Source organism: Spirulina subsalsa PCC 9445 (assembly GCF_000314005.1).
In the GTDB taxonomy this organism is placed as follows: Bacteria; Cyanobacteriota; Cyanobacteriia; order Cyanobacteriales; family Spirulinaceae; genus Spirulina_A; species Spirulina_A subsalsa.
Genome location: NZ_JH980292.1, coordinates 2,778,616 through 2,798,078, shown reverse-complemented (window position 1 = coordinate 2,798,078; position 19,463 = coordinate 2,778,616). Strand labels below are relative to the sequence as shown.

The following is a 19,463-nucleotide window of genomic DNA, read 5'->3' as shown; positions in this document are numbered from 1 at the left end:
GTGCCGGAGAAACGGCAGACCGGAAGAAGTCCTGACTTGAAATGATCTATAATGCCTATTAGGTATTGAAACTTCAACGGAACAAGTAGTTGTAGATGTACTCCACTTGAAATGATCTATAATGCCTATTAGGTATTGAAACGTGGCTGACACCACCGTATTTCGGGATGGTGACTTGAAATGATCTATAATGCCTATTAGGTATTGAAACAAACACACAACTGTTAAGGCTTGCCAGTAAGCTTGAACTTGAAATGATCTATAATGCCTATTAGGTATTGAAACAAGGCGATCGCAATCCCCACCACTCATCAGGGGTCTTGAAATGATCTATAATGCCTATTAGGTATTGAAACCTGAGGGGAAAGCTGAAATTGTACAATTGCCAACTTGAAATGATCTATAATGCCTATTAGGTATTGAAACAACACTTTTCTATAAACTCCTCAAAACCCCTGCCATCCTTGAAATGATCTATAATGCCTATTAGGTATTGAAACTGACTCCATGCCTGCCAGATCCAAATCACCTCTTGAAATGATCTATAATGCCTATTAGGTATTGAAACCACTCCGGCGGGAAGTCTCTCCACGCTTATCTAACCTTGAAATGATCTATAATGCCTATTAGGTATTGAAACCAGAAAAACCAAGGGCGTAAGAATCGCGAACGAAGCCTTGAAATGATCTATAATGCCTATTAGGTATTGAAACAGATGCTTGCTTTACCTGTGACATCGCAGGACAATTCAAACTTGAAATGATCTATAATGCCTATTAGGTATTGAAACATCTATCCCTCCATCCTCTCTCCCGCCCTGTGACCTTGAAATGATCTATAATGCCTATTAGGTATTGAAACAAAGTGGTTAACAACGCGGTATCCCTCGGCTCGGAGGGCTTGAAATGATCTATAATGCCTATTAGGTATTGAAACAATGGGAATGACAATAATCGCACTTATAGCAATTGCTTGAAATGATCTATAATGCCTATTAGGTATTGAAACTACCGCTTTTATCGTGCTTTGTTTGTCTACTTCTTGAAATGATCTATAATGCCTATTAGGTATTGAAACATCCGGATTACGGATGTCTTTAAATTTGAGGGACGAGGACAACTTGAAATGATCTATAATGCCTATTAGGTATTGAAACGAAGACTACCCCGACCTTACCGCCACGAACATGCTTGAAATGATCTATAATGCCTATTAGGTATTGAAACACTGGGGCATTCCTCCCCGGGTTCTCCACAGTCTCCCGGCTTGAAATGATCTATAATGCCTATTAGGTATTGAAACGTCTGCTTTGTTAGCTATTGCCTTAAGGATAAAATAACTTGAAATGATCTATAATGCCTATTAGGTATTGAAACCGATGACTCATTCTAGGTGAATATGCCGCCAAAGTCTTGAAATGATCTATAATGCCTATTAGGTATTGAAACTTAGTACAGTGTTCGTGCTTCGGGAGGGGACTCCGGCTTGAAATGATCTATAATGCCTATTAGGTATTGAAACCTGGACAACGTGGCAATCACTCCCTTGAAACTGGCTCCTTGAAATGATCTATAATGCCTATTAGGTATTGAAACCGTTGAACGGCGGCTTCTCGCTCGTCTAATGTGCCCTTGAAATGATCTATAATGCCTATTAGGTATTGAAACAACAGTTTTGAAAAAACCCCTAGGGCTTGCTGTTCTTGAAATGATCTATAATGCCTATTAGGTATTGAAACGAACTTCTCACCGGGAAAATTTCCCTCAGTGAGATGAGGCTTGAAATGATCTATAATGCCTATTAGGTATTGAAACTAAAGAATTGCAATCGTCCGCCGATTTCAGCCCGACTTGAAATGATCTATAATGCCTATTAGGTATTGAAACTCCGGAGAGATTGCGGGATATCCTTATGAGGCTACTTGAAATGATCTATAATGCCTATTAGGTATTGAAACGCGGTCAATGAGCGCGTTTATAAGAAGCGTTCTCTTGAAATGATCTATAATGCCTATTAGGTATTGAAACTACCTATTTTGGAGCTAGCACTAAAACGGGTATGCTTGAAATGATCTATAATGCCTATTAGGTATTGAAACCCATTTCCATCAGCGATGATAACGTGGGTGACTTGAAATGATCTATAATGCCTATTAGGTATTGAAACAGGGTGTACCGCAACATATCCGCACCAGAACGTCCCCCGAGCTTGAAATGATCTATAATGCCTATTAGGTATTGAAACATTGAAATCATCTACTCCCGCCTAGCGAATACTCTTGAAATGATCTATAATGCCTATTAGGTATTGAAACAACAATTAACGGGCCTGCTACCCAATCCTCGGACTTGAAATGATCTATAATGCCTATTAGGTATTGAAACCTTTTAACTCCCACTTAAGTTCATCTGCGAGTAAAACTTGAAATGATCTATAATGCCTATTAGGTATTGAAACGATTACTTAATTGAATCGCTTGATTCAAATCGTCATACAAACTTGAAATGATCTATAATGCCTATTAGGTATTGAAACGGATCTAAATTTCCGACCATACACTCAATTCTGTAAGCTTGAAATGATCTATAATGCCTATTAGGTATTGAAACAGGAGCCATCCTGCAATTGAAAGTAACAGACTGCTCTTGAAATGATCTATAATGCCTATTAGGTATTGAAACTGTATTTTCTGCTTCCCAATTGCCCCCTATATATCTTGAAATGATCTATAATGCCTATTAGGTATTGAAACAGGGGGATAGTTGCAGGTGCGGTCAGGGCAAACTCTTGAAATGATCTATAATGCCTATTAGGTATTGAAACCAAAAGGATGAACTCCAGCGCGACCTGGACAGGCCTTGAAATGATCTATAATGCCTATTAGGTATTGAAACGCATACAGAGATCGCCACATAGGCGATGGCGTCTTGAAATGATCTATAATGCCTATTAGGTATTGAAACTTGCATATGAGCGAAAGCTGGCACACCCATGCAGGCTTGAAATGATCTATAATGCCTATTAGGTATTGAAACTGATAAGGCTTGCCGTTGTCCTCTTTTGCCTTGGTCTTGAAATGATCTATAATGCCTATTAGGTATTGAAACCTTCAGAATTTCCAGATCCCGCTTTTGCAAACGGTTGCGGAACTTGAAATGATCTATAATGCCTATTAGGTATTGAAACATCATTGAGTACGAGACTCTTGGCTCTGACGAACTCTCTAAATCTTTCTTGAAATGGTCTATAATGCCTATTAGGTATTGAAACATAATGGAATTCGCTCAAGAATTCCTCTTGATCCCCTTGAAATGGTCTATAATGCCTATTAGGTATTGAAACCTATTCTTTCTCCTGCTGTTGCTGTAAATATTGGCTTGAAATGGTCTATAATGCCTATTAGGTATTGAAACCCCAATGGGGGAAATAGAAGCCTATAGCCCCTTCTTGAAATGGTCTATAATGCCTATTAGGTATTGAAACCCAACTCCCGGTTCGTCCGGCTGCGCCGAACGCACTTGAAATGGTCTATAATGCCTATTAGGTATTGAAACGTGAGGACGAGGAAGTTGTCCTGGATTGTTTCTCCTTGAAATGGTCTATAATGCCTATTAGGTATTGAAACATAACATCACACCCAATATAGCTGGGAGACGCCCGCTTGAAATGGTCTATAATGCCTATTAGGTATTGAAACGCGCGTCGTGTCTGCGTTTCAGGTCTTGCCGTACTCTTCTTGAAATGGTCTATAATGCCTATTAGGTATTGAAACTTGAAACTTGAAACTTAAAACAGATCACTTTCCCCCTCATTACTTGGCTCTGCCAAGTAACGCCATCTTGAAGGCTCTGCCTCCATTCCAAGCAGCAGAGCCACGCAATACCCGCGTCACGGCAAAGCCATGACACGAGACGGATGACTCATCACGATTCCCACCTATTGCAAGAGTGCCTCTTCTCGACACCCCTATTGCTGCTTCGCTTAATCTCGCTTTAACATGGCCACTAAAGTACGGTGTGCATCGTCTGAATCAGTTAGAGTGTGATCAAAGGGGATGCGTAAGGGAACAATTTCCCCCTCAATGGAAGCGTTTAAATTCATCCCCTCAGCATCAATGGAGAGCATTTCTGCGGTTTCTGTGTTGGGTGCATTGCCGAAAGTTTGAGCATAAAAGCGCACCGCATCCCCATGATCTTTGTTCATGTGTTTACAAATGCGATCGCTTACTGCCGGAGTTAATGGATCAGCCATAATAATCGTCTTTGTTTCATTTGCCAGAAATGCCCCATTTTACCATCATTCGGCCGCCCTTCCGTCCCAAGGCTTCGCCGAAGGAAGACAATCCTTCCACCCCCTTAACGCCCTTTTAAAGCCTTTTGAAAGTTCTGCCGATAGGAACGATTCACAGGCAACAACACCGGCCACAATAAGGATAATCCCAAACGGTTGATTAACCCCGGCTGGAAGTTTGTCCGGTTATACCCCTGCCAAAACTTCCAAATTCCCACACCATAGGCGACTAATAGAATAATTCCAATAATCTGCATAACGGACTAATCCTCCCCGAATGAAGGGTTAAGTTTTGTAACAACGGTCAATAGTCTTCTTGTCCCAGTTTAACGCAATTTTCCCAGCCTACTAGATAGGCAGTTCAGCAATTTGATCTAAATCCACTAACGGGGATTCTCTGGAGGAGTTCCCTTGAACAGAAACGGCATTTCGTTGACAACGATGGGCAAAAAGACACCGGGGACAGATTCCTTTTTCTTCCGCCACTTGGGGAAAGGGAATATTTTGCCTTTCGTAGTTTTCTAAATCCTGTTTTAGCTGGTTTAATAAGGTTTTTAACTGCTGGCGAATGGTTTCATGTTGCTTGACATTGTAGGCAATTCGTGCTGATTGAATGGCGGTTTTATCAGGGGATGAAGATGCCGTTTTTGACTGAACAAACCAGTAGGTCATTGATAACTGTTCTGGTTGATAATGGGAGGTTTCGGCGAGGACGAACAAATAAAGTTTTGTTTGCCATTGTTGGGCGAGAAGCTGGTGTTTTTTGGGTTTGGGATAGGTTTTCCAGTCGTAGATTTCCCCTTGATTGGGTTGGGTAATTAGTAAGTCATACACCACCGTTAATAAAAAATCCTCAAAGTTTAAGGTTCTGGCGTGTTCGGCTTCTTGCCAGTGTTGGGGATGGTTTAAACGGCGCTCATGGGTTGCATTTAAGAGGGAGATTACTGAGGCGCCCATTTCCTGTTCTTGTTCTAATAAGGGGGAAAGGGGGAGTCCTAATTCTTGTTGCTGCATTAATAGGTGAAAATGTTTCCCCCATTCGGCTTTTTCTTGTAAGTCGGGGGCAACGGGGGAGAGAAATTGTTCTAAAATGCTATGTTGAAATTGCCGGGGACAGGTTTCTAATTTAGTGAGATGGCTTTGATTAAGTCTTAACATAGGCGCTGAAACTGTCTGTTTTAAAAGTCTATTGGGTGTTATCTCACTGTTCAGGATAATCCAAATTTGTTGGGTTTCGCTGTTGCTTCATACAACTTACAGGGGGGGGTGTTGGGTTTCGCTACTATTCGGGGCGGCCAGATAATATTATTTTTCTACTAACTTATCTAAACGTTCTCGCACTGCTAAACGACTGAGAGAACGTAAGAGGAGGAAAAAACAAAAACTGGCTAAACTGAATAAAACGATGGCCCAGTTGGGATAATTCCCCAATAATAACAAGGTACCGCAGAGTAGGCTAAATCCGGTCATACAGGCGTAAATCAGGGACTTGATGGCTAGATATATCCGTTTGAGAATGCGATCGCTCGCTTCTGTGCGTACCCTAAATTGTAACTCTCCCTGTTCGATGCGGTTTTCTAATTGTGCGATCGCCCGTTCCGCTTCACTCGGCCGCGTTAAACGATAGCGAATATAGGATTTCGTCTGTTGGGCTAACTGTTGAACTAAACTCCCTTTACGGGCAGATTGGGTTAATTCTTTTAGGAATGGGGTACTGGCGGCTAATAAATTATATTGGGGATTTAACGCCCGGGCAATCCCATCTAACGTTGTCACCGACTTAATAATAAACATCATCTGGGCAGGCAAGCGAAAAGGCTGTTGCTCAAACATGGCATATACTTCACTACCCATCTGCTCAAAGGCTTTTAAATCAATGGGTTTTTCCCGAAATTGATCTAAAACAAAAGACACTAAACGCTTAACTGGAGTCATATCCGGTTTTGGCTCTAATAACCCCATATAAACCAAACTACTCACTACCCCTTCCGTATCCTTTTTCATTACCGCAAAAAAGGTGTTAAGCATCTGATCCTGTGCCATAGATTTGACTTCTGCCATAGTGCCGAAGTCGTAAAAAATTAAGTGACCATCTTGACTAACGGCCATATTGCCGGGGTGAGGATCTGACTGAAAAAACCCATCTTTTAACAGTTGTTGTAAATAACAGGTAATCCCCGCCTGAATGAGTTGATCCGGGTTAATATCACAAGCCTCTATCGTCTGACGATCATCAATTTTAATTCCCGGTAAATATTCTAAAGTTAACACCCGTCGGGATGTATAACGCCAATAGACTTTAGGCACTAAAATATGAGGCTGTTCTGCAAAATTTTCCCGAAACCGCTCGGCATTTTTCCCCTCATGAATATAATCAATTTCTTGATAAAGTAGCCCAAAAAACTCGTTATATAATGCCTCTAAATCATACTTACGCACGGCGGGAACATAACGGTTTAAAATACGCACTAAACGATGAATAACTTCAAAATCGAGGTTAAATAACTCCTCTAATCCCGGCCGTTGTACCTTCACGACGACTAATTCCCCCGTGTGGAGGGTAGCGCGGTGAACTTGACCCAAACTAGCGGCCGCTAAGGGGAAACGGTCAAACTCCCGAAACAGGGTATGGATAGATCCCCCCAATTCTGATTCAATGACTGCGATCGCCTCATTGGGATCAAATTCCGGCACCCGATCCTGTAATTCCCCCAGTGCCTCGGTATATTCCAGAGGGATTAAATCGGATCGAGTGGACAGCGCCTGACCAATTTTGATAAACGTTGGCCCTAAGCGTAACAACTGATTGACCAGCTTTCGCCCTTGCTGCCGACGACATTCTGGGGTATTGCGTCCCAGAAAATTATCCCACCACAAGCGAGTTAAAAAGCGGCCTGTCGCGCCAAAAACATCCATTTGACGGCGAAAGGGCGAATATTTGCGACGTTGCCAAGGTTGCAGGGAAGAGGATGCACTCATGGGGAAGGGAAAAACAGGGTACGAGAAAAGCGAATGGAGGATGCACGGTCGGAACAAGGGGGCCTTGTCTCCTATTGCTTCTCCCAACCCTCTAGATTAATGGCTTTCTGGGAATTGGGGAAGGGTTAGGGTAAAACAAGTTTCTCCCAAGTCCCCATCTTGCCCGGAATGACTCTCCACTTCAATAGTTCCGTGGAGATGTTCGACTAAGCTTTTCACTAATGCTAATCCCAATCCAGTCCCCCGGACGGCATTATCTGTCATGCCTTGACCTCGGGTAAATTTTTCAAAAATATGGGGTTGATCTTCCGGTGCGATCGCCTCCCCAAAGTTAGTGACTCGGATCATAATGCGATCGCCCGTTGCCGCGACTTCCTGACAAACCTCAATTTTTACCGTCGTCCCTTTCTCGGAATATTTTCCTGCATTGGTCAGCAACTCCCCTAAAATACGCTGTAAACTCTCCAAATCCGAATACAACAAAACGGGGTGATTACTGGATTCATCCACAACCGGAATCGTGGTATAACTAATTTCCGTTTTTAACTTCTTACTCGCCCAAGTTTCCTTAAACTCTTCATCTAACGGATTCAAAATATCCCTTAAATAGAGGCGCTGTACCCGAATTTCCTGCTGATGAGATTCCAGCCTTTGTAACGCCAATAAATCTTGAATTAGATTATGTTCTCGTTGCCATTCTTGATCCAAAACATTCAAATATTTTTCCTGAAGTGGCAGGGGTAAATCTGCCTGACGCAACATCTGAATCGCCACTTTCATAATGGTTAAAGGCGTTCGTAGTTCATGACTAACCGCATCTAAAAACGTATCTTTTAGCTCAATTAACTCCCGCAATTGTGCCAACTGTTGGCGGGTTTTTTCATAGAGTTTAGCTTGCACATCTAAACTTCTTTCTAATTGCTCCGTCCGATCCTTCACCAACAACTGCACTTTCTGCAACGTAATATTGTGCAACATCGCCGTACTCAGTTGAGTAGTCACCCAACTGGCTAACTCCAATTCATGGGGCTGCCAAACTCGTTTTTGGACAGATTGAAACACCAGAAAGCCCAAAATTAAGGCCGAAGATTTGCCCCGATTATTGACCCCCACCAACGGAATCACTAACCAAGAACAAACTTGATCCAAGGGGAAGAGAATTTGATCAATTTCGTTCCCATCCGAGGACAAACTTGGGGAAACTTCCGTCACCCCATGCACTTCAGGAAAAGCTTTCCACGCGCTAGCACAAAGGGGCGAATCTGTCAACCAAAAACTCTCCGGTAATTCTAGAGGGGGGAGGTTGTTATTATGCCATTGTCCCAACAAAGTCGCCCGAGCATCTGAAGGCAATTTTTGATGACTGCGGGTTTTGTAGAGGGGGTTATTCGCCTTCAGCATCAGGGCAAAACTGCGGTCAATGCCTAGGGTTTGGGCTAATTCCGCCAAAGCGGTAGTCACAGAATCTTCCCAGTCCGATGTGCGGTTTAAGGCATGGGCAAGGGGATTAAGTAAACTCTGGTATTGGTTGCCGATTTGAACCTGTTGTTGAAGTTGGAGTTGAGAAAATGCGATCGCCACCCCCTCCGCAATTGACTGTTGATCCTGTACCGTCAGCAAGGGATGTAAGGGCAGATCCAAATAGCCCAAAATCACCCATCCCCCTTGAGGAATTTTGAGGCGAAAACAACGCTCAAAAGGACTCACCCCCATAATCCAATGGTGAGACTCCCCCCCTCCCCTCAAATCCTCTTCAAGGGTGGCCACAGACTGTAATTGAGTGAGCAAGAGTTCTGTAGAAGACCCATCAACCGCCCAAAATCCTTGCAACACAGACATCCTCTCCCCCACTCGGGACAAGATCAAACAACTATCAGCCTGAGTACAACAGGCGACTTGTTGTGCAATTTGATTCAATTTCATTTCCGCCGTCGAGTCTTGTAGCAACAATTGAATAATCGTCTGACTAAAACTTTGACTCGGAGGGGGGGGAGGAGAATTGTGGGGAAGATTCATCTCACTGGCAGGGTGAGTCTGGGATAGGATAACAGAGAGATTGGTAGACAGTTTGATAGAGGCAACCATAGGATTTGCAGTTCATAATTTAGCCCTTGCGTATAGGACTTAGCATCCAATAGTTAACCGATTTAGTCGGTGATATTCGCCCTCAACAGAATGTGATCTCTCACATCCTACTGTCCCCCATTTCCCCCTGTTATGGGAGAAGATGGATTTTCGGCACGGACAACAGATGCCCAAACCAGAGCAACTCGTAAGCGAAAAAAAGATTGGTCAGAGAGCGGGAACCCGAAAACCCGGCAACATTGCACCTTATGCCTCGTTTCCCTTTCTTCTCTAGCTTACTCCTTTTTCCCAACTTGTTATCAGAGAACCGGAAACAGCCCATAGGCAAGAAACAACGGTTTGATCTACAATACCCTCACGGTTCAACTCCCCCACAATCATGGACAATCTTTTAGTTCTCCCCAGCCTTGTCACCGTTTTAGCCCTGATTCTCTACTTTGTTGTCACCCTGAACGTAGGGCGCGCCCGCTTCAAATATGAAGTCAAACCCCCCGCCATGTCAGGAGATCCAAACTTTGAACGGGTTCTGCGGGTTCAGCAAAACACCCTAGAACAACTTGTTCTCTTTCTGCCCGGTTTGTGGTTATTTTGCCTCTACGTTAGCCCCATCTGGGGCGCGGGTTTGGGCATCCTCTGGATTGTGGGGCGGGCGTTATACGCTTGGGGTTACTACCAAGCCGCCGAAAAACGCGGCCCCGGCTTCGGAATTAGTTCGCTTAGTGGCTTAATTTTATTAATTGGTGCGCTGGTGGGGATTGTTATGGCTCTGATCCCGTGAGGAGATCCCCCTTGGGGAACAATCCCCGGCGGAGAAGTCGTCAGATGGGACGAACATTTGTTATAGTCGGATCGATTCACGTTACAAAGTTTAATGTTTTGTAACGAAACCGCCCAATTGTTAGATCATTTAGTCCCTATGTTCAAGCCTATGTTATTTACCAAACGTTCTAAACGCCGATTTTTGCCCGCCCTCGCGGTAGCTGGTTGCCTCTTGGGGGCTTTGCCGGGGGCAACGGTTGCCCAAACCAACCCCGGTTTAACGATTTTTAGTGGAGTTGAAAATCAAAGGGATATTTTAAACTACCGTCTGGATTTTGGCGGAACCCGGAATCAGCGCGATCGCTACCGTTTGCGCATCCCCGCCAATCGAGTTGAGTTAGGGGTGGCTCAAATTGCGATCGCCTATCCCGACTACTTCACCGGACGCTTCGACACAGACCGCGTTGAGGTGGCCTACGGGAACAACTTTTCTCGCTCGGCTAGTGTTTCTGAGGTGGTTTGGGATCAAGATAATCGCGTCGTACAAATTTATCTGGCTGAACCCATTGAATCTCAAAACGCCATCGAAATCCGCCTCTCCAACGTGAGAAATCCCTTCTTTGGAGGAACGTTCTACTTCCACGGTCGCGTTTTAAGCCCCGGAGATGTTCCCCTCCCCCGTTATGTCGGGACTTGGATTCTCAGCATTGAATAATTAGGGTTTGCTGAATAAGTCCGAGAGTTCGGGAATCGGGAGTCGGGAGTCGGGAATAGGCAATCGTGCCAGTTTTAGATGATCTGTTCCCTGTTAAGAGTTCCCTGTTCCCTTGTTGAGCCTAGCATCTGGTGTTATTCAGCAGACCCTAATTAGGGTTTGTTAATCAGGGAACAGGGGAGCAGGGGAGCAGGGGAATAGCCAAAACTCTTGACTATTCCCGACTCCCGATTCCCTAAGGCGCAAGCATTGCGCCCCTACACCGACTCCCGACTCCCGACTCCCCGTTCCCTCTACCGTCCAGTTTTATTCAGCAAACCCCAACCTAAGCCTTGATTTTCTGCAATTCTGGGCGCTCCTCGGGCAAAATTGCCCCCTCCACCGGACAGACTTGTAAACAAATCCCACAATCAATACAAGTCTCAAAATCAATCCAATACCAATCGGTTCCTTTCATATTTTTACCCGGCCCCGGATGAATACAGGCTACGGGACAAGCGCTGACACAATCAGCCACTCCTTCGCAAACTTCAGTCACAATGGTATGAGGCATAATCAATAATCAATACTTAATTCTCAACGTTTCCTAACAGTTCAATCTCCGGTTTACCGTCTACTTGAATCCAAGCTAAACGATTAATATTACACATTCTGGCATATTGACGAATCTCATCAGAGGAACGTCCTCCTAACTCTAATTCAACCCGCACTAAATGTTCTGATTGACGCAATTTTTGAGCATAGTCAAAAGCCGCTTTTTCCGCTTGGTCATTACTGGGAATCACCAACCAATCAATTTGAGGGGCGCTGCGAGGCAGTTGTTCAGAATCCAATAAACAACTATAAACCTCCTCTAAATTCAGGGCAAAACCGATGCCCGGAGCGCTTTCTCCTTGGGGATGGTATAACCCCAAAAGTTGGTCATACCGTCCCCCTTTACCCAAAACACGAGACTGTTGATCTTGAACATAAACCACTTCAAAAACAATGCCTGTGTAGTAATCAATAGTTTGGATTAAGCTTAAATCTAAAATCAAGGAAAAATGCGTGCTGGCACTTTCTTCTACTCGCTCAATCAGATTTTTTAAATTATGAATAATCTGTTGACCTTGTTCATCAAGGTTTAAATGGCTTACTTTTTGCAGGACTGCCCGAGGTTCCCCCCGCAGGTCAAATAATAATAAAGCCAGTTGTTCCAACTCCGGAGATAAGCCTAAACGAGTTAAGCCAACGCGGTCTAAATGGGCGATGCAAGCCCGCACCCGGTCTTGATCTGAAGGAGGAAAGAGATTGAGGAGCGATCGCGTTAAACTTGCCTCCCCTAAAATCACAGAACAATCCTCCAGCCCCAAACTACCCAAACAGTCCACCAACAAGAGCAAAATTTCACTATCCGCCCGAGTTCCCCCCGCCCGGAGTAATTCCACCCCCGTCTGGAAAAACTCCACCTGTCGCCCGTGATTCCCCCCTGGCGTGCGGCGAAACACATTCGCGTTGTAATACAATCGTTGAGGAAACACATCCCCCGCCATCCGTGTGGCAGCTGCCCGGGCAATCGAAGCCGTTAACTCTGGACGCAGCCCCAAACGTCCCCCAGTCGTATTTTCCACCTGAATCACCGTTGAGGGGTGAATCGCTCCCCCAGCCGTCAAAGCGTCCACCCACTCCAAAGTTGAGGTAATAATCCGTTGATAACCCCACTGGTGAAAAACCGCCTGAATCCGATCGGCAATCCAACGTTTTTGAGCCACTTCTAAGGGCAATATATCTCGGGTTCCCGCCGGAGGTTGATGAATCCTCATAAAATCTCTCTTGTGCTTTAAGCGTTATTTTTTCTTACCGCCAAACAACCCACCAAACATTCCACCGCCCCCAGATTTAGGCTTAGTGGCTTTACTATCACTACTGGATGAACCGGAACTCGATGCCGATTGGGCTGGGGTAATTTTCTGTCCCAGTTGAGCCAATGCTTTTTGACCTTTTTGGGCAATGGGATCATTAGGATTAGATTGTAGGGCCTTGGCGATATGAACTTTCGCCATACTCACTTGATTTTGTTTCAAATAAGCCCAACCCATTAAACCATGACAACTACTACTATTGGGATCTAATTTCAAACCGTCCCGCAGTTCCAAAATCGCTTTAGAGTAATTGTTTTTGGCAATATATTCCTGAGCGCGACGGACACAACCATCTACCGGAGAGGTTTTGCGTTCGGAGGTTGGGGGTGGGGCGCTGCGGGTGGCTGATGGAGAAGGTTTCCCCCCAGTCGTAGAGGTAGAACCCGGACTTGGAGCCGCAGCCGACGCTTCCCGGACTCCTTGGCCTTGTTTGCGCAGGAGATACACTAAATTAAGTTCGCTCAATTGCCCCACAATCTCAGCAACTTTGCCCACTTCATCATATTGTTTAGCGGCTAAGGCTTGGACAACTGTTTGATAGGCTGTATCAATATTACTACTGGCTTGTAAAAGTTTCTGGGCTACTTCACTTTCTACGTTAATTTTCCCCCCTTCACTGGCTAACCGTTTTCCCGTTTGGGATAACACTAATTGATACTCATTGCGACCTTTGCCTTTTAATATTTCGTAGGCTGGATTGACCCATTTAGACAGAATTTCACTGGCGAGTTGACGTTCCTGATCATTAGCCACTTTAGAGGTGTCAGGATGGAGACTTTGGGCAATTTTCAGGTAGCGTTTACGGATAACCTTAGTATCAATGGTAACGGGCAACCCGAGAATGGCGTAGTGATCGGTAATGTCTAACTTGAAGAGTCCGCGTTGAATATTGAACGGCATAATTTTTGCGAGTGAGGACTGGATTTCTTATAGTATGTCTCAAATTCCGGGGATTTTGTTAACGCTGAGGAGCGTTTTTCCCAACTGTTACAGACTGGTAATCTGTTGCATTTGTTCTAGGTTGGCCCAGGTACTGATGGGAGGAGTATTTAAGAGGGCTTGACTGAGGGCTTGATGAAGGTGTCCATTGGTGGCCAAGATGCGCCCGGAATTGATGTCTAAGGGGCTTTGATCATAGGCGGTGACTGTTCCCCCCGCTTCTTCCACTAGCACCACTCCAGCCGCTAAATCCCAAGGTTTGAGGCCACGTTCCCAATAGCCATCAAGTCGCCCGGATGCCAGATGGGCTAAATCGAGGGAGGCGGAACCGCCCCGTCTCACCCCTTGGGTGATGTGGGTGAGATAACAAAATTCGGCATAGTTCTGATCGGTGGTTTCCCGACGATCATAAGCAAACCCGGTGACTAATAAACTTCGGTTGAGGTTGGGGGTTGAGGAGACTTTAATCGGGCGATGATTACAGGTGGCGCCGAGTCCTTTGGCGGCGCGATAGAGCAGTTGACTGTAAGGATCATAGATTGCGCCGAGGATGGGGACTCCGTTAAATAATAGGCCGACGGACACGGAGGAGAGGGGATAACTATGAGCATAGTTGGTGGTGCCATCAAGGGGGTCAATGGCCCAAAGATAAGGACTGTTGGCATTGCCCAAAATACCGGATTCTTCGGCGAGAATGCCATGATCGGGGACTTGTTCGTTCAGGATGGCGAGAATGGTGGCTTCGGATTTTTTATCAACTTCTGTGACTAAATCCCCAGCCCGTCCTTTTTCTTCGATGATTTGGATGTTGCCCCAGTGATCTTGCAGGATGACTCCAGCACTCAGGGCGGCTTCGCTGGCAATGGTTAGTAGGTGTTTGAGTTCTCTAGGGGAGGGATTCATGGGGGAGTTAGCAACAAGACAAGGGGTTAAGGTTAGATTGCCCAATTTGGAGGATTACCGATCCCGATGGGGGATTTGATTTTGTTGTCGGGCTTCTTGGGGGGTGATTCGCAGGGGGTTTTGAGGATTCCAGATCCCGTTGCCCATGAGTCGGGCGTAACGTTGGGCTTGTTCTAAGCGTTCTTGATATTTGGTGTTGGGGGCATGGGTATCCAGCAGGGCGTATCCTTGGCTGAGGAGTTGTTCATTTATTAATATCCCACCCTTCCACACATAGGCCAAGTAACGCTGAAAGGGGTCTTGGGGTTGGCGATCCCATTCAAGGTCAATGGTGGGGCTGTCTTGGAGCCAAGTGGCTAGGGTGGTTTGGGCTTGGGATCCCCAAGGCTCCTGGCTGAGGTCGGGGGTACTTAGGCCGATCAAGCGGACGCGGATTTGTTGGGGGCTGTTGGTTCCTGTGAGGAGGACTTCGAGGGTTTGCCCACTGACGACGCGCTGGACTTGGGCGGGGATGCGTTGGCTGGGGGGTGGGGCTTGGCAACTGAGCAACAGGGGGAGGAGGCTGAGACTCAGGAGGAGAATACACCAACGGGGGAGGGGGGGGAGACGAAACATGGGGGGTTAGTCGTCGTCGAGGGGCAGCCCAAAGCGGACTTTATTTTTTTTGCCGAAGTAGCGCCCGAATTGGAGTTCATAGACTTCATCTTCATCTTGGGTTTCTACTTCGAGGTCGGAGCGGGCATAACTGACGCAGAGGAGGGCATAACCGCGATCGCGCAATTCTGGAGAAAGTCCCATCGCTTCGGGTTGATGGATTTCCCCGGAACAGATTCTCACGGCGCAGGTCGTACAAGCCCCATTCCGACAGGAGAAGGGGAGGGTGATGTTTTGCTCTTCGGCGCTTTGGAGGATGTACTCATCCTCCGGGACGCGCAGAAGATATTCTTTGTTTTGTTGGCGATCGCGGATTACTACGGTATGAAACTGGGTCATGACTCACAGACCTAACGCATTACTCCTTCTACCCTACCCTGAACCGGACGCTAAAGGATGGGGGTGTTGGATTTTTTTTGCTTCAGGGGTTGCTTTTTGATCAACTGACCCGCTATGATTGTAAATCGCGACACCTTTGGAGAGGTGGCCGAGTGGTCGAAGGCGCAGCACTGGAAATGCTGTAATGGGGTAACTCATTCGAGGGTTCGAATCCCTCCCTCTCCGTTCTCAAGAAACCTCTAGCCGGAAGGAATTCTAGCTTCTCCTGAATCCGGGGGGAGGTTTTTCCTATTTGCCTAGACTGTTGATAATCGCTTCGACTCTCTCTGGGGGGAGGTTGACAATATCGGCAATTTCTGCTACGGAAAAGCGGCGTTCAACCATGCGTGCGATCGCCTCTCGTTGAGCTTGTGCCATACCTTGCTCAATACCCCGTTCAATACCTTGTTCCATCCAACTGGTTACAATTTCCATCACGCCCTCCTGTTCTTGTGGTTCAAATGCCCCCAATTCTTGGGTGAATAAAGCTTGCTCTGCTTCATTGAGCCTCAAATAACTATCGATAAAGCCAGAAATCAACTGAGTCCGCGCCGGATCTAACCGCAACGTGACCAAAAGGCGCAAACATTCGGCTTTCACCTTCGGTCGATCTTCGGGCCTAATATCCATTTTATTCTTTGGCACTTTAAATCGGCAAGTGAACTGATAATGAGCCTCTCAAAACTCGCCCTTACAAACTGGAAGAAAAAGACTGAAACCCTTGCAGAATCGGTAAAACATCCCGCGATTTTTGTTTCAGAAAATCAACATCTTCCGCCGTAAACCCATCAGGATAATCTATTTTATTTAACAAACGAATTAAGGCCACAGCATTTCCCGAACCATCCACCAAGGGGAATAATAAAACACTCTTTAAGTCTCCCACCTGTTTAGAACTCAATCCCACTCGCACTAATTGATCGCGAATTTGTCCCGCTTTATTACTTTTCTTTGCTTCCTTAGCCGTTAATACCTTAACAGCAATTCCTTGTTGAGTCGTTAAAATGATCGTTTTGACTAACTCCGTTTGTGCTTCTCTATAAAACAACCAGAGATCCTGTTGATCCACACTCAACATAAAAATGTGGCAAAATTCTGCTTTAAGTTGACGTTTTAGAGAATGGGATAACTGCTTAATAAGCGTGTAAACCGTCTCATACCCTTGTTCTGAGCCATTATCTAAAACATTGGAAAACAAATTCAAGGTTTGTAAAACTGCCGCTTGCGGTTCAAGCTTCGCCGATTCTTTTAACTTCTCATGGGTTTTAGCAAACTGAAGAATTGCCCCCACCCGTTCGTTAAAAATCTGCATAGAATGGCGGTCATTTTTATCAAAACTGGCCTTAAAAAAAGGAGGAACAGCCGGAAAGAGAGACTTATCATATTCTCCCGTTGCCCCGGCTTTCCGTTTGTTCACTAATTGCGTCACCCCTAATAACTTGCCACTGGGACTTAACACTGGCATACAAAGCAAACTACAAGTCCGATAGTGGGTATGTTCATCCGTTTTCTTAGCATTTTCTGCATTAGGGTCATCATATAAATCATAGGGAATAATCATCGCTTGGCGACTTTGTGCCACTTGTCCCACAAATCCCGTGCCGATGGGACATCTAATCTTGCCATCTCCGGGAATTTCTGTCCATAAATCCCCCTTTTCTTCATCGACTAACCACAGGGTACTGCGATCGGCATTGAGCAGTTTTTTCGCCGCATTCATCACCCGTTCTAAAATCATTTGGGTGTCTAAATTAACCTGATCTAACGAGCGTGTCGCTTGTCTTAAAGCCGCCGTAGCTTGGGCTTTCTTAATGGACTCATAACAAGATTGACAGGTTTCTAAAATGCGACGAATGGGTAGAACACATTTAGCAAGACGTTCTAAATCTAGATGAGTAAAGCCTTCAATATCTTGTTGTCGTTTTTTGAGTTTATTTAGCAGTTGAACAACAGCGATGACTTCTTGCTCATCATTTAAAATGGGAAAAGCTAGGATATTTTGGGTATGGTAATTATATTTTTTATCAAATTCTTTCACTAATTGGGAGCGTGGATCTTCATAGACATGATCAGGAATGTGGATCACCTGTTTATTTTTAGCCACTAATCCGGTAATTCCTTCCCCCATCCGCACATGAATATCTAAAAAATGCCCGCTTTCATCTTCAGCTACTAAAGACCACAATTCGGTTTTTTCTTCATTCAGTAAAAAGATGCTGGTACGGTCAGACCCGACTAATTCTCCTACATTGGTCGTCACATCTCGCAGGACTTCATAGAGGGGTTGGGTGACTTCTTGATCATCATTGCCCTGTTCAATTTGGCGGATAATATCGACTTGAGAACCGAATAGTTTGCGCTCCAGTTGTGTGAAGATGCGCAAATAATCTTCTTCGCTGGGTTCTAGGTCATTTTCCAGCGTTTCAATGGCTTGATCGACCCATTCTTCACTGAAAATAAGTTCATAGATTTTATTATGAACTTTCAGTTTCCCTTGTTGCTTGGCGATTAAACCCAAGAGGCGGAGTTCTTTTTGTTCTGACCCAGTATTGGCGAAAACTCCCTCTTCTTGAAAGACTTGCTTATAAAATTTCAGGAGTTGGAGACTGCGCTTTTTGTCCTTGCTTTTGAGTAGGCGATCGCGAATCGACCAGAGGGGTTTGAGACGGGGGTTTTGTTCCCAGTTGTGGAGGACTCGCGATCGCACTAAATTTTCCATCCACACCTCCTCCTGTCCCGTTTTTGGTGTGGTCTTCTCCTCCATCATCAGCTTAAACAGGATCTGGGTCAGAAACGGTTCCTTATCCGTCCACTCCAACACCAAAGCCAAAAGTTTTTTATAGTTTTGGGCTTTGCCGAGAGAAGAAGCGGCCGCAGTCCCGAGAGTAGATTGACCAGTCTTAGATGCAGATGGGGATGGATTTGGGTTCATAGTCAGATTGGCTTGAGGAAGGGCTGGGATAACAACGTTGACCTCTGCTTATCGAAAACATGGGTTTAAAACCTCGTCCTTTAGGACGACTTTATGCTTTGTGTGCTAACATAAGGTAAGTTCAAGTGGTTCATGCCATGATTGTATACGAGTTCAAAGTCAAAGGGAAAGACAAGCAATATCAAGCGATAGATGAAGCCATTCGTACTAGCCAATTCGTTCAAAACAAGTGCTTACGCTACTGGATGGACAACAAAGACATCTAGCGAAATCAATTAGTGATGCAGGTTGGTACACTTTTCGCAGTTGGTTAGAATATTTTGGCCATAAATATGGGAAGGTAACTGTTGCAGTCCCTCCCCATAACACGAGTCAAAAATGCTCTAGCTGTGGCGATAACGTGAAAAAATCTTTGTCTACTAGAACCCATGTTTGTCCTCATTGTGGGTATGTGGAAGGTGGGTATGTGGAAGACAGAGATATCAATGCGGCCATCAATATTTTGAGACTAGGACTCAGTACGGTAGGGCATACTGGAACTTACGCTACAGGAGATTTGCCCTCTTGGGCGGTTGGCGCAAGCCTGCTGTCTAACGGTGAGTCCGTGAATGTAGAATCCCCACGCCTTTAGGCCTGGGAGTGTCAAAGGGCACGAGATCCCATAAGCAAGGGACAATAGATGACCCCCACAAAACAGGAGACAGAAGATCAAGCCCTCATTAGGTGAACTACCCCACCCTGCCTAGGCGCGAGGATGGAGCTTCCTGATTCAATGGGAAGTGCTTTCTATACCGAAATATAGCGAGTCTTATCTTCCCTCCCCAGGCAGAAGTCCTAGTTCCTAAGACCCAAATTTTCTCTTGCAACACAGCCCTTTTTAGCTTGGTTTTCGCTTTGGGAGTTAGTGGTCAAGATACATTTATCTTAG

At 45.3% G+C, this 19,463-nt stretch carries 15 protein-coding genes, 1 tRNA gene, 1 pseudogene and 1 CRISPR repeat array (1 of these 18 running past the window's edge); of the genes and pseudogenes, 4 read left to right on the top strand and 13 right to left on the bottom strand.

Going from position 1 to position 19,463, the window contains the following annotated elements; genetic code table 11:
* A CRISPR array of direct repeats spans nt 1-3,772; the repeat unit is 37 nt; unit sequence CTTGAAATGATCTATAATGCCTATTAGGTATTGAAAC (it extends 1,129 nt beyond the left edge of the window).
* A gap of 209 nt (nt 3,773-3,981) precedes the next feature.
* From SPI9445_RS0112770 to SPI9445_RS25430, 5 genes are all read right to left on the bottom strand, one after another.
* Nucleotides 3,982-4,251, bottom strand: coding sequence for a DUF2470 domain-containing protein (locus tag SPI9445_RS0112770; protein ID WP_017305144.1), 270 nt, complete (start codon nt 4,249-4,251; stop codon nt 3,982-3,984).
* 104 nt (nt 4,252-4,355) lie between these two features.
* Nucleotides 4,356-4,547, bottom strand: coding sequence for a hypothetical protein (locus tag SPI9445_RS0112765; RefSeq protein WP_017305143.1), 192 nt, complete (start codon nt 4,545-4,547; stop codon nt 4,356-4,358).
* 91 nt (nt 4,548-4,638) lie between these two features.
* The gene (locus tag SPI9445_RS0112760) at nt 4,639-5,448 is read right to left on the bottom strand and encodes a PD-(D/E)XK nuclease family protein (RefSeq protein WP_017305142.1); all 810 of its coding nucleotides are present in this window, start codon (nt 5,446-5,448) and stop codon (nt 4,639-4,641) included.
* 147 nt (nt 5,449-5,595) lie between these two features.
* Nucleotides 5,596-7,269, bottom strand: a complete 1,674-nt coding sequence (locus SPI9445_RS0112755; protein WP_017305141.1) for an ABC1 kinase family protein — start codon at nt 7,267-7,269, stop codon at nt 5,596-5,598.
* A 96-nt stretch (nt 7,270-7,365) separates the two neighbouring features.
* On the bottom strand, nt 7,366-9,354 hold the full coding sequence (locus tag SPI9445_RS25430) for a GAF domain-containing sensor histidine kinase (protein WP_017305139.1): 1,989 nt from the start codon (nt 9,352-9,354) through the stop codon (nt 7,366-7,368).
* Between the two features lie 379 nt (nt 9,355-9,733).
* On the opposite strand from SPI9445_RS25430, the gene SPI9445_RS0112740 reads away from it, so the two are divergent.
* A complete protein-coding gene (locus SPI9445_RS0112740) occupies nt 9,734-10,132 on the top strand; it encodes an MAPEG family protein (protein ID WP_017305138.1) in 399 nt (132 codons plus the stop codon).
* A 150-nt stretch (nt 10,133-10,282) separates the two neighbouring features.
* Nucleotides 10,283-10,828, top strand: a complete 546-nt coding sequence (locus SPI9445_RS0112735) for a DUF2808 domain-containing protein (protein ID WP_026079755.1) — start codon at nt 10,283-10,285, stop codon at nt 10,826-10,828.
* A 325-nt stretch (nt 10,829-11,153) separates the two neighbouring features.
* On the opposite strand, the gene SPI9445_RS0112730 is transcribed toward SPI9445_RS0112735, so the two are convergent.
* The 6 genes from SPI9445_RS0112730 to SPI9445_RS0112705 all read right to left on the bottom strand — a co-directional run bounded on the left by SPI9445_RS0112730 (nt 11,154) and on the right by SPI9445_RS0112705 (nt 15,564).
* A complete protein-coding gene (locus SPI9445_RS0112730; protein ID WP_017305136.1) occupies nt 11,154-11,381 on the bottom strand; it encodes an indolepyruvate ferredoxin oxidoreductase subunit alpha in 228 nt (75 codons plus the stop codon).
* A gap of 16 nt (nt 11,382-11,397) precedes the next feature.
* Entirely contained in the window at nt 11,398-12,630 is a 1,233-nt protein-coding gene (locus SPI9445_RS0112725; protein WP_017305135.1) for an ATP phosphoribosyltransferase regulatory subunit, read from the bottom strand.
* Nucleotides 12,631-12,654: 24 nt separating this feature from the next.
* Nucleotides 12,655-13,629, bottom strand: coding sequence for a J domain-containing protein (locus SPI9445_RS0112720; RefSeq protein ID WP_017305134.1), 975 nt, complete (start codon nt 13,627-13,629; stop codon nt 12,655-12,657).
* Between the two features lie 87 nt (nt 13,630-13,716).
* On the bottom strand, nt 13,717-14,571 hold the full coding sequence (locus SPI9445_RS25425) for an inositol monophosphatase family protein (RefSeq protein WP_033374645.1): 855 nt from the start codon (nt 14,569-14,571) through the stop codon (nt 13,717-13,719).
* A gap of 54 nt (nt 14,572-14,625) precedes the next feature.
* Nucleotides 14,626-15,186, bottom strand: coding sequence for a thermonuclease family protein (locus tag SPI9445_RS25420; protein WP_017305132.1), 561 nt, complete (start codon nt 15,184-15,186; stop codon nt 14,626-14,628).
* Nucleotides 15,187-15,192: 6 nt separating this feature from the next.
* Nucleotides 15,193-15,564, bottom strand: coding sequence for a 2Fe-2S iron-sulfur cluster-binding protein (locus SPI9445_RS0112705; RefSeq protein WP_017305131.1), 372 nt, complete (start codon nt 15,562-15,564; stop codon nt 15,193-15,195).
* A gap of 138 nt (nt 15,565-15,702) precedes the next feature.
* On the opposite strand from SPI9445_RS0112705, the gene SPI9445_RS0112700 reads away from it, so the two are divergent.
* Nucleotides 15,703-15,789, top strand: a tRNA-Ser gene (locus tag SPI9445_RS0112700).
* Nucleotides 15,790-15,852: 63 nt separating this feature from the next.
* Here SPI9445_RS0112700 and SPI9445_RS27005 read toward each other — a convergent pair.
* Both SPI9445_RS27005 and SPI9445_RS0112690 read right to left on the bottom strand, forming a co-directional pair.
* Entirely contained in the window at nt 15,853-16,233 is a 381-nt protein-coding gene (locus SPI9445_RS27005; protein ID WP_017305130.1) for an RpnC/YadD family protein, read from the bottom strand.
* Nucleotides 16,234-16,294: 61 nt separating this feature from the next.
* Nucleotides 16,295-18,535, bottom strand: coding sequence for a GAF domain-containing protein (locus tag SPI9445_RS0112690; RefSeq protein ID WP_017305129.1), 2,241 nt, complete (start codon nt 18,533-18,535; stop codon nt 16,295-16,297).
* A 250-nt stretch (nt 18,536-18,785) separates the two neighbouring features.
* On the opposite strand from SPI9445_RS0112690, the pseudogene SPI9445_RS28540 reads away from it, so the two are divergent.
* Nucleotides 18,786-19,166 (top strand): annotated as a pseudogene (locus SPI9445_RS28540) (RNA-guided endonuclease InsQ/TnpB family protein); the annotation flags it as partial.
* Nucleotides 19,167-19,463 lie beyond the last annotated feature (297 nt).